Below are 10,662 nucleotides of genomic sequence, written 5' to 3' on the forward strand. Positions count from 1 at the left end.
GCCGCGTCCGCGCCGGCCGAGGTGAAGGGCTCGATGACCGCGACCGGCAGCGGCAAGATGGACGTGCGCCTGGCCGACCGTCTGATGCTGCGCAGCACGATGTCGATGACGATGGGCATGGACATGGCGGGACCGCAGGGCAAGCTGCTGCGCATGGACACGCAGATGAACATGGCCAGCACCGGCAAGGCCTTGCCCGCTGTGAAGAAGAAGGTCGAGAAGGCCACGCCGGCCAAGCCCGCCAGCAAGAGCTGAGCGCCTGATGCGCGCCGGGGGCCCGGCGGCGCCGTGACCAGGACCGCCCGAGGGCGGTCCTTTTTCTTGAGCGCGTCAGCGATCGAGAGCGGCAGCCCAGAACAGCGACAACAGGAAGGTCGCCATTAGCGCCAAGCAAAGCCATCGCTCGCTCTCGAAGAGCTTCACCGACATGTCGGCTTTCGCGTTCGCAACCTCCAAATGGATCGCCTGAGAAATCGCGAGCGCTTCTTGCGCGCTCACGCCGGCGTTGATCAAGGTCCTCGTCGTCTCAACGTTCATTGCATGGCTCCTGGCAAGGGGAACGGAAGGGATCCCACGAGCGAGGCAATCTAGGCGGAAGCGGATCCGGTTTCACTGGCCCATCCATGCGTCGTTGAAGGCGCGCCCCTGGAGGGACGCTGCTGCCTCACCGCCGGCGCAGTTCGCGCATGCCGGGCAAGGTCGGGATGACCTCGCGCATCACTTGCTGGAACGCGCGCAGCCGGGCCGGCTGCAGGTGGCGCGACGGATACACGAGCGAGATCGGCAGCGGCGTCGCGCACCAGTCCGGCAGCAGCCGCACCAGGCGTCCTTGAGCAAGGTCGTCGATGACCGCCCATTGCGACACCAGCGCCAGGCCCAGGCCGCGCCGCGCGGACTCGATCAAGGCGAACAGGCTGTCCGTGCCCAGCCGGGGCCGGAAGCCGATGTGCAGGCTCGCATCACCCGTCGCCGCGCGCAGGTCGATGCCGTCCCGGTAGAAGGCCAGCAGCGCCAGCCAGGGCTGCGCGCCGAGCAGCGCCGCGATCTCCTCCGGTGTCTTCCGGTCCAGGCCCTTGGGCAGCTTCTTCGCGAGCGACGGCGCGGCCACCAGCACCCGCGGGACCTCCGCCAGCTGCGTGGCGATCAGGTTGGGCTGGCTGATCTCGCCGACGAGCAGGGAGCAGTCGACGTTCTCCCGGCTGAAATCCGGCAGTTGGTCCTGCAGCATCCATTCGACCGACACCCGCGGATGGCGCTTCAGGAAGGCGGCCAGCGGCTCGATCAGCTGGCTCTGCCCAAAGGCATGCGGCACCCGCAGCCGCAGCGTGCCGGAGAGCTCCTCGCCGCCATCGAGCTCCTCGGCCAGCGTCTGCCAGCCATCGATCAGTTCCTGCGCCTGCGCGGCGCAGCGCTCGCCCTCCTCGGTCAGGCGCAGGCCACGCGTCGAGCGTTCCACCAGCCGCGCGCCGAGCAGCGATTCCAGCATCTGCACCCGGCGGCTGACGGTCGGCTGGGTGGTCGCGAGCTGCAGCGCCGCCGCGGAGAAACTGCCCGCCTCCGCGACACGGAGGAAGGTCTGCAGCAGCGCGAGGCGGTCCTGGCCGCCGTCCCGGACAAGGTCTTTCATGAGGCGCTTTATACGCCGGGCGTATGGCCGCTGTGCGTGCGGGGCCGGTTCCGCGGGCGGGCGCCCATCCGAAGAATGCGAGGCATCCCGGTGCCGGCGCGCCGCCGCCCACCGATTCCCGCTTCCTCGTTACCCTTCCGGAGTTGCCATGTCCGCCCTGCCGCTGACTTCGACCTCGACACCCACCGTGACAACGACCTCGACCGCCTCGCCGCCGGATGCCGGCGCAACGCCCTCCGCGCCGCTGATCGTCCTGCTGGCCGCATCGGCCGGCCTGGGCGCCGCGTCGCTCTACTACAGCCAGCCGATCCTGGCCCCGCTGGCCGAGGATCTGCACGCCTCCACCGGTGGCATCGGCGCGGTGCCGATGCTCACCCAGCTCGGCTACGCCGCCGGCATCCTGCTGCTGACGCCGCTGGGCGACCGCTTCGATCGCCGCCGCGTGATCCTCACCAAGTTCGTGCTGCTGATCGCGACCCTGCTGATGAGCGGCTTCGCACCGGGCTTCGCGCCCTTCCTGGTCGCCAGCGCGCTGCTGGGACTGACGGCGACGCTGGCGCAGGACGTCGTGCCGATGGCCGCGGCGCTGAGCCCGGCCGAGCACCGGGGGCGCATCGTCGGCCAGGTGATGACCGGGCTGCTGCTGGGCATCCTGGTGCCGGTGGGGCTGCTGATCGGCGCCAATGCGCACCGGCTCTACCAGGACGCGCGGCGCGCCATCGACACCGCCTACGACCGCACGCTGCTGGCCTCGGCCAAGACCATCGGCGAGCAGCTCGACGTCCAGGGCACGCCCGAGGCACCACGGCTCGTCTCCGAGGTGCCCTACGCGGCGCTCGAGGCCTTCGAGGCGGACAACCGCAGCCGCATGTTCTATCGCGTCACCGGCTTCCAGGGCGAGTGGGTATCGGGCTTCGACGACCTGCCCGCCTGGCACGGCAGGCTGCCCGACCGCGGCGCCTACGCGGCGCTGGTCGATTTCTACGACGACGTCTACCAGGGCGAGCCGGTGCGCATCGCGGTGCTGAAGCAGCCGGTGGCGGGCGCGGCCGGCCTGGGCGTGGCCACGATCCAGGTCGCCGAGACGCTGGAGATCCGCCGCACGCTGGCGCGCCAGGTGCTGGTCTCGACGCTGTGGCGGCAGGCGGCGCTGCTGGCGGTGATCGCGATCGTGGTGTGGGGCGTGGTGCTGTTCGCGACGCGGCCGGTGCGGGCGCTCAGCCGCACGATCGCCGCGCGCGCCGACGACGACGTCGATCCCATCCCGATGCCGGGCGTCCCGGCCGAACTCGCGCCGCTGGTGGCCGCGATCAACGAGGCCTGGCACCGCCAGGCCGGGCTGCTGGCGCACCAGAAGCGCTTCGTGCGCGACACCTCGCACCAGCTGCGCACGCCGCTGGCGGTGCTCAAGGCGCAGGTGCAGTCGGCCCGGCGCGGCGACGTGCCGGCGGCGCAGGCGATCGACGAGATCGGCGCGACCGTCGACGGCGCGACCGCGCTGGCCAACCAGATGCTGGCGCTGGCCCGCGCCGACACCGCGCCGGTGGTGGGCGATCCGCCGCGGCTGGACCTGGCGGCGACGGTGCGCGAGGTGGCGCTGGACCTGGCCCCGCTGATCGCCGACGCCGAACTGGACTTCGAGCTGTCCACCGAGCCCGCGCCGGTGCGCGGCCATGCCTGGGCGCTGCGCGAGCTCGCCCGCAACCTGCTGCACAACGCGCTGCGGCACTGCCCTCGCGGCGGCCGATTGGCGGTCGCGGTGACGCTGCGCGGTCGCGAGGCCGACGGCAGCGGCGCGACGGCCGGCGTCGTCGAGCTGCGCATCGGCGACAGCGGGCCCGGCATCCCGGCGTCGCTGCGGGCCAAGCTCGGCCAGCCCTTCGCGGCCGGGCCCAATGGCGGCTCGGGACTGGGGCTGGCGATCTGCCGGGAGATCGTCGGCTCGCTGGGCGGCACGCTGGCGCTGGACAACCGCGAGCACGACGGGGTCATCGAGGGCCTGGACGCCGTGGTGCGGCTGCCGGCGGCAGCATCGACCGACGCCGGTCCGGCGTAGGACAATCCGCCCCTGATGCCTGCCTCCCACCGTTCCTCCTCCGAGCTGACCAGCCTGCGCCTGGACAAGTGGCTCTGGGCCGCCCGCTTCTACAAGACCCGCTCGATCGCCGTCGAGGAGATCGGCAAGGGCCGCGTGACCGTCAACGGCCAGGCGGTGAAGGCCTCGCGCGAACTGCGTCCCGGCGACATGGTGCAACTGCGCCAGGGCGTGGTGGCCCGCGAGGTCAAGGTGCTCGGTCTCAGCAGCGTCCGCGGTCCGGCGCCGGTCGCCCAGACGCTGTACGAGGAGACGCCGGACAGCATCGCCGCCCGCGAGCGCGCGGCCGAGGCGCGCCGCCTGGCCCCCGAGCCGGCCGACACCATCGTCCAGGGCCGCCCGACCAAGCACGACCGCCGCAAGCTGGCCGAGTGGGACGACCGCTGGAGCGCCAGCATCGACGAATGACCGCCGGTCCCCTCCCCCGAAGTCCCCGGTCGCAAAACCGTGAAAGGACGACAGGGGTTGGGGACGGCATGGCTTGGGGTTTCGGCGCTGGCCGCCGGGGCCCCAAGCCATGGCGGCCAACGCCCCGACCTCCGCAGTAAGAAGCGCCGCTAGCAGGCCCCCGGCTTGCCCGCGCACCGATGCCAAAATCCCCCTCTTGAAGTTCCGGCCATGGGCCCCAGATGCGGCGGGTCGCCCGACGCAGACTGGCTCCCACCGACGCCGGTCCCCTTCCGAAGAGAAGTCGGGCTCCGCTTTGGGGCCATCCAACCATGACGACTGACAACCAACAACCCGACCCGACGCTGGACGAACTGACCCAGCAAGCTGCCGCCGCGGCCGCCGCCTCGGTGCCCGAGACGCTGGAGGCCAAGCTCGCCGACACCGAACGCCGCCTGGCCGAGATGTCCGACGCCTATCTGCGCGCCAAGGCCGAAGTTGAGAACACCCGCCGCCGCGGCGAGGAAGACACGGCCAAGGCCCGCAAGTTCGCGGTCGAGGGCTTCGCCGACGCGATGCTGCCGGTGGTGGACAGCCTGACCGCCGCCATCGCCCGCCCGGACGCCAGCGTCGAGCAGGTGCTCGAGGGCGTGCACGCCACGCTGCGCCAGCTGCAGTCCGCGCTGGAGCGCAACAAGGTGCTGGAGATCAATCCGGCCGCCGGCACCAAGTTCGACCCCCACCAGCACCAGGCGATCTCGATGGTCCCGGCGGACCAGGATCCCAACACGGTCGTGACCGTGCTGCAGAAGGGCTTCCTGATCGCCGACCGCGTGCTGCGCCCGGCGCTGGTCACCGTGTCCGCCCCCAAGTAAGCACAGCGAAAAATCGATCGGGGCCCTTGAACCCGGCGAAGTTATCCACAGATCAGCAGCATCCCGGAACGTTGTTTCAGCCGCTCGCTCCACCGAGCCTCCCACGCTGACCGTTCCGCCAGTTTTTCCCTATTCAGGAGCACCACATGGCTAAGAAGAAGATCATCGGCATCGACCTGGGCACGACCAACTCGTGCGTGGCGGTGATGGAAGGCAACACCACCCGCGTCATCGAGAACGCGGAAGGCGCCCGCACCACCCCGTCGATCATTGCGTACCAGGAAGACGGCGAGGTGCTGGTCGGCGCCTCGGCCAAGCGCCAGGCGGTGACCAACCCGAAGAACACCCTGTACGCGGTCAAGCGCCTGATCGGCCGCAAGTTCTCGGAGAAGGAAGTCCAGAAGGACATCGACCTGATGCCCTACACCATCGCCGCGGCCGACAACGGCGACGCGTGGGTGGAAGTGCGCGGCAAGAAGCTGGCGCCGCCGCAGGTCTCCGCGGAAGTGCTGCGCAAGATGAAGAAGACCGCCGAGGACTACCTCGGCGAGGAAGTGACCGAGGCGGTCATCACCGTCCCGGCCTACTTCAACGACGCGCAGCGCCAGGCGACCAAGGACGCCGGCCGCATCGCCGGCCTGGACGTCAAGCGCATCATCAACGAGCCCACCGCCGCGGCCCTGGCCTTCGGCCTGGACAAGCACGGCGCGGGCGACCGCAAGATCGCGGTGTTCGACCTGGGCGGCGGCACCTTCGACATCTCGATCATCGAGATCGCCGACGTCGACGGCGAGAAGCAGTTCGAGGTGCTGTCCACCAACGGCGACACCTTCCTGGGCGGCGAGGACTTCGACCAGCGCATCATCGACTACATCATTGCCGAGTTCAAAAAGGAGCAAGGCGTCGACCTGACCAAGGACGTGCTGGCGCTGCAGCGCCTGAAGGAAGCGGCCGAGAAGGCCAAGATCGAGCTGTCCAACTCCTCGCAGACCGACGTCAACCTGCCCTACATCACGGCCGACGCCACCGGTCCGAAGCACCTGAACATCAAGCTGACCCGCGCCAAGCTGGAGTCGCTGGTGGACGAGCTGATCGAGCGCACCATCGCCCCCTGCCGCACCGCGATCAAGGACGCCGGCGTGTCGGTGAGCGAGATCGACGACGTCATCCTGGTCGGCGGCATGTCCCGCATGCCCAAGGTGCAGGAGAAGGTCAAGGAGTTCTTCGGCAAGGACCCGCGCAAGGACGTGAACCCCGATGAGGCGGTGGCCGTGGGCGCCGCGATCCAGGGCCAGGTCCTGGGCGGCGAGCGCACCGACGTGCTGCTGCTGGACGTCACCCCGCTGAGCCTGGGCATCGAGACCCTGGGCGGCGTGATGACCAAGATGATCAAGAAGAACACGACCATCCCGACCAAGTTCAGCCAGACCTTCTCGACCGCCGAGGACAGCCAGCCCGCGGTGACCATCAAGGTCTACCAGGGCGAGCGCGAGATGGCGCAGGCCAACAAGAGCCTGGGCGAGTTCAACCTGGAAGGCATCCCGCCGGCGCCGCGCGGCGTGCCGCAGATCGAGGTGAGCTTCGACATCGACGCCAACGGCATCCTGCACGTCGGCGCCAAGGACAAGGGCACCGGCAAGGAAAACAAGATCACCATCAAGGCGAACTCCGGCCTGTCCGAGGCCGAGATCGAGAAGATGGTGAAGGACGCCGAGGCCAACGCCGCCGAGGACAAGAAGAAGGTCGAGCTGGTGCAGGCCAAGAACCAGGCCGACGGCCTGGTGCATTCGGTGCAGAAGTCGCTGGCCGAGCACGGCGACAAGCTGGACGCCGGCGAGAAGGAGAAGATCGAGGCCGCGATCAAGGACCTGGAAGAAGCCATCAAGGGCGAGGACAAGGCCGACATCGACGCCAAGACCGAAGCGCTGATGACCTCCAGCCAGAAGCTGGGCGAGAAGATGTACGCCGACGCGCAGGCGGCCCAGGCGGCGGCCGGTGCCGCGGGCGCCACTGGTGCGGCGGGTGCGGCGGGTGCGGACCACGCCGAGGCGGCCGCGCAGTCCTCGTCCAAGCCGGCCGACGACAACGTCGTGGACGCCGAGTTCAAGGAAGTCAAGGACTCGAAGTAAGCCGTGCGCGCCGACCCCGGTCGGCGCCGCGATCGGCAACCGCTGTCGCCTGACAGCCGCCGCGCGGGGCCGCCAGCCTCGCGCGGCGTTTTGGTTTGAGGCCCCCAGGAAGATCCATGGCAAAGCGTGACTATTACGAAGTCCTAGGCGTCGCGAAGAACGCCAGCGAAGACGACATCAAGAAGGCGTATCGCAAGCTGGCGATGAAGTACCACCCTGACCGCAATCAGGGCGAAGGTGCCAAGGACGCCGAGGACAAGTTCAAGGAGGCCAAGGAGGCCTACGAGATGCTGTCCGACGGCCAGAAGCGCGCGGCCTACGACCAGTACGGCCACGCGGGCGTGGACCCCAACCAGGGCTTCCGCGGCGGCCCGGGCGCGGAAGGCTTCGGCGGCTTCGCCGAGGCCTTCGGCGACATCTTCGGCGACCTGTTCGGCCAGCAGGGCGGCGGCCGGCGCCAGGGCGGCGGCCAGCAGGTCTATCGCGGCAGCGACCTGAGCTACGCGATGGAGATCACGCTGGAGGAAGCCGCGCGCGGCAAGGAGACGCAGATCCGCATCCCGTCCTGGGAAGGCTGCGACACCTGCCACGGCAGCGGCGCCAAGCCCGGCACCAGCGCCAAGACCTGCGGCTCCTGCGGCGGCAGCGGCACGGTGCACATGCGCCAGGGCTTCTTCAGCATCCAGCAGACCTGCCCGCACTGCCACGGCACCGGCAAGATCATTCCGGAGCCCTGCACGACCTGCAACGGCGCCGGCAAGATCAAGAAGACCAAGACGCTGGAAGTCAAGATCCCGGCCGGCATCAACGAAGGCATGCGCATCCGCTCCGCCGGCAACGGGGAGCCGGGCGTCAACGGCGGCCCGTCGGGCGATCTCTACATCGAGATCCGCATCAAGCAGCACGACATCTTCGAGCGTGACGGCGACGACCTGCACTGCACGATGCCGGTGTCGATGACGACCGCGGCGCTGGGCGGCTCGATCGAGGTGCCGACGCTGGGCGGCAAGGCCGAGATCGAACTGCCCGAGGGCACGCAGCACGGCAAGACCTTCCGCCTGCGCGGCAAGGGCATCAAGGGCGTGCGCTCCAGCTATCCGGGCGACCTGTACTGCCACATCAGCATCGAGACGCCGGTCAAGCTCACCGAGCACCAGCGCAAGCTGCTGAAGGAGCTGGACAAGAGCCTGCGCGACGGCGGCGAGCGCCACTCGCCGAACGCGAAGAGCTGGACGGACCGCGTCAAGGACCTCTTCAAGTAAGCCACCAACAGCGGCGTGCAAGTTCACGCCCGGATTGGGAATTCAAGCCACGGCCCCCACGCAAACCCGGGGAGCCGGCGGTGATCGCCGGGCGGACAATCCGCTTCGTGGTTGACGACATTCGCACACATCGTTGGGGTGCTGCCGGCCCGCTCTCTTCGGAGGCGGGCTTTTTCACATGGGCGCCCGCCACGCCCGCAGGACGGCGGCCATGACGCTGGCCAGCCCCTTGTCCAGCCCCCTGTCCAAGACGCAGGCGCTGGTCATCGACGGCAACGCGACCTCGCGCAGCCTGATGACCGCCCAGCTGCGCGAACTCGGCGTCGGGCACGTGCGCCAGGCCACGCGGGTGCGCGACGCCCGCGTCATCCTCGAGACGCAGCCCTACGACATCGTCCTGTGCGACTACTACTTCGACGGCTCGGAACTCTCCGGCCAGGACCTGCTCGATGAACTGCGGCGTGAGCAACTGCTGCCCTACGCCACGGTCTTTGTCATGGTCACCGGCGAGGCCTCCTACGCGAAGGTCGCCGAGGCGGCCGAGGCGGCGCTCGATGCCTACCTCGTCAAGCCCTACACCAGCGCCGCGCTGGCCGACCGCCTGGCCAACGCGCGGCACCGCAAGCTGGAGCTGAAGGCGATCTTCGACGCCATCGACGCCCGCGACTTCGACCGCGCCGCCGACCTCTGCCTGGAGCGCTTCCAGCAGAAGGCGACCTACTGGCTCTATGCCGCGCGCATCGGCGCCGAACTGCTGCTGCGCCTGGAGCGCCACGCCGAGGCGCGCGAGCTGTACGAGGCGATCATCGCCGCGCGCACCGTGCCCTGGGCCCGGCTGGGCGTGGCGCGCACCGAGGTGGCCAGCGGCAACCTGAGCGCCGCGCGCCGCACGCTGGAGACGCTGATCGGCGACATGCCCGACCAGGCCGACAGCTACGACCTGATGGGCCGGGTGCAGATGGAGCAAGGCGAGATCGACGCCGCGCTCGCGACCTACCGCACCGCCGCGACGCTGACGCCGGGATGCCTGCTGCGCCAGCAGCATTGCGGCACGCTGGCCTTCTATGCCGGCCAGCGCGACGAGGCGCTCAAGATGCTGGAACGCAGCCTCGCGCAGGGGCTGCGCTCCAAGCTCTTCGACTGGCACAGCCTGGCCCTGCTCGCGCTGATGCGCTTCGACGCGAAGGACGGCAAGGGACTGAAGTACGCCGCCGACGCCCTGGCGCAGGGCATCGAACGCGCGCCGCGAGACGTCCGGCTGCAGCGCTTCGACGTGCTGCTGCAGGGGCTGCGGCTGCTGATGGAACGCCGGCTCGCCGATGCGCTGCAGCTGGCGCGCGACTTCGCGCGCCGCGCCGCGGACGAGGCCTTCGACCTGGAAGCCGCCTGCCTGCTGATCGCCCTGTGGGTGCGCATGGCGCGGCAGGACATCGAGCTCAGCGAGATGGACCTGCTGATGAGCCAGCTCGGGCTGCGCTTTTGCAGCTCCAAGTCGGCGACCGAGGTGATGCTCGCCATGGCCGAGGGCCACGAGCCCAGTTCACGGCTGATGCGCGAGGCCAATGCCCGCGTCTTCGCGATCTCGGAAACCGCGATGCGCCAGGCGATGCGTGGCGACGCGCAGGCCGGGGTGCAGCTGCTGGTCGAGCAAGGCGGGCTGACGCTGAACGCCAAGCTGATCGACATGGCGGCGCTGGTGCTCAAGCGCTACCGCGACAGAATGAGCGATCCCAGCGCGCTGGCGCCTCGCATCGAGGACCTGCAACGCCGCTACGTGCAGGCCAGCGGCCAGGGGCTGAAGGCGGCCCGTGCCGCCGGCGGCATGGCCTTGCGGGGATGAAGGCCGGTCCAGTGGCCGCACCGCGGCATGACGCAGGGCGAGGCTTCAGGAGATCTTCAGGTGGGACCACTACAAGGGCCGGTTTGATCATGCCGGCCTGACACAAGCAAGATGCCGTTTTCCGATTCCTCGACCTCGCGATCGCGCCAGGCCGGCGCTCCGCGCACACGTTCCCCGTTGACCCTGACCTGGCTGGCTGCGCTCTGGATCGGCGTGCTCGGCAACTGGCCGCTGTGGCAGCGCATGAGCGGCATGTCCGACTACGCCGGCCCGTCGGGCCAGCTGTTCGTCGTCGTCTTCGCCGGCATCGTGGTCCTGGTGCTGGCGGCCTGCTTCAGCCTGCTGGCCTGGCGCGCGGCGGTGAAGCCGCTGCTCACGCTGATGCTGCTGCTGACCGCGCCGCTGGCCTACTTCATCGGCAGCTACGGCGTGGTCATCGACAGCGCG

General features: G+C 69.6%; 10 protein-coding genes. 8 read left to right on the forward strand and 2 right to left on the reverse strand.

The genetic code is table 11. The features are described 5' to 3' along the window. On the forward strand, positions 1 to 255 hold a 255-nt coding region (locus FUT87_RS29120), incomplete at its 5' end, for a hypothetical protein (RefSeq protein ID WP_186830662.1). Between the two features lie 75 nt (positions 256 to 330). On the opposite strand, the gene FUT87_RS20750 is transcribed toward FUT87_RS29120, so the two are convergent. Further along, positions 331 to 537 (reverse strand): hypothetical protein, encoded by a 207-nt coding sequence (locus FUT87_RS20750; RefSeq protein ID WP_091726538.1) that lies wholly within the window; start codon positions 535 to 537, stop codon positions 331 to 333. Between the two features lie 127 nt (positions 538 to 664). Further along, entirely contained in the window at positions 665 to 1,627 is a 963-nt protein-coding gene (locus FUT87_RS20755; RefSeq protein WP_147242246.1) for a LysR family transcriptional regulator, read from the reverse strand. 148 nt (positions 1,628 to 1,775) lie between these two features. Between FUT87_RS20755 and FUT87_RS20760 the strand changes: the two genes are divergently transcribed. The 7 genes from FUT87_RS20760 to FUT87_RS20790 all read left to right on the forward strand — a co-directional run. Then, complete coding sequence (locus tag FUT87_RS20760) at positions 1,776 to 3,683, forward strand: MFS transporter (RefSeq protein ID WP_186830663.1); 1,908 nt, start codon at positions 1,776 to 1,778, stop codon at positions 3,681 to 3,683. A gap of 15 nt (positions 3,684 to 3,698) precedes the next feature. After that, a complete protein-coding gene (locus FUT87_RS20765) occupies positions 3,699 to 4,130 on the forward strand; it encodes an RNA-binding S4 domain-containing protein (RefSeq protein ID WP_147242248.1) in 432 nt (143 codons plus the stop codon). Positions 4,131 to 4,441: 311 nt separating this feature from the next. Beyond that, positions 4,442 to 4,984, forward strand: a complete 543-nt coding sequence (grpE, locus tag FUT87_RS20770; RefSeq protein ID WP_099861786.1) for a nucleotide exchange factor GrpE — start codon at positions 4,442 to 4,444, stop codon at positions 4,982 to 4,984. A 146-nt stretch (positions 4,985 to 5,130) separates the two neighbouring features. Next, the gene (gene dnaK, locus FUT87_RS20775) at positions 5,131 to 7,113 is read left to right on the forward strand and encodes a molecular chaperone DnaK (protein WP_147241582.1); all 1,983 of its coding nucleotides are present in this window, start codon (positions 5,131 to 5,133) and stop codon (positions 7,111 to 7,113) included. Between the two features lie 116 nt (positions 7,114 to 7,229). Further along, positions 7,230 to 8,375 carry a molecular chaperone DnaJ gene (gene dnaJ / locus FUT87_RS20780; protein ID WP_091723150.1) on the forward strand — a complete coding sequence of 382 codons (1,146 nt, stop codon included), beginning with the start codon at positions 7,230 to 7,232 and terminating at the stop codon, positions 8,373 to 8,375. Positions 8,376 to 8,586: 211 nt separating this feature from the next. After that, positions 8,587 to 10,215 carry a response regulator gene (locus FUT87_RS20785; RefSeq protein WP_186830664.1) on the forward strand — a complete coding sequence of 543 codons (1,629 nt, stop codon included), beginning with the start codon at positions 8,587 to 8,589 and terminating at the stop codon, positions 10,213 to 10,215. Positions 10,216 to 10,392: 177 nt separating this feature from the next. Next, positions 10,393 to 10,662, forward strand: a 270-nt coding sequence (locus FUT87_RS20790) for a phosphoethanolamine transferase domain-containing protein (RefSeq protein ID WP_186830665.1), incomplete at its 3' end; no start/stop codon positions are given.

The sequence above is a fragment of the Mitsuaria sp. TWR114 genome (assembly GCF_007997345.1).

What these genes read in the sequence shown, in the direction of transcription:
- FUT87_RS20750 (WP_091726538.1), bottom strand. Translation starts at nt 537, where the DNA reads ATGAACGTTGAGACGACGAGGACCTTGATCAACGCCGGCGTGAGCGCG.
- FUT87_RS20755 (WP_147242246.1), bottom strand. Translation starts at nt 1,627, where the DNA reads ATGAAAGACCTTGTCCGGGACGGCGGCCAGGACCGCCTCGCGCTGCTG.
- FUT87_RS20760 (WP_186830663.1), top strand. Translation starts at nt 1,776, where the DNA reads ATGTCCGCCCTGCCGCTGACTTCGACCTCGACACCCACCGTGACAACG.
- FUT87_RS20765 (WP_147242248.1), top strand. Translation starts at nt 3,699, where the DNA reads ATGCCTGCCTCCCACCGTTCCTCCTCCGAGCTGACCAGCCTGCGCCTG.
- grpE (WP_099861786.1), top strand. Translation starts at nt 4,442, where the DNA reads ATGACGACTGACAACCAACAACCCGACCCGACGCTGGACGAACTGACC.
- dnaK (WP_147241582.1), top strand. Translation starts at nt 5,131, where the DNA reads ATGGCTAAGAAGAAGATCATCGGCATCGACCTGGGCACGACCAACTCG.
- dnaJ (WP_091723150.1), top strand. Translation starts at nt 7,230, where the DNA reads ATGGCAAAGCGTGACTATTACGAAGTCCTAGGCGTCGCGAAGAACGCC.
- FUT87_RS20785 (WP_186830664.1), top strand. Translation starts at nt 8,587, where the DNA reads ATGACGCTGGCCAGCCCCTTGTCCAGCCCCCTGTCCAAGACGCAGGCG.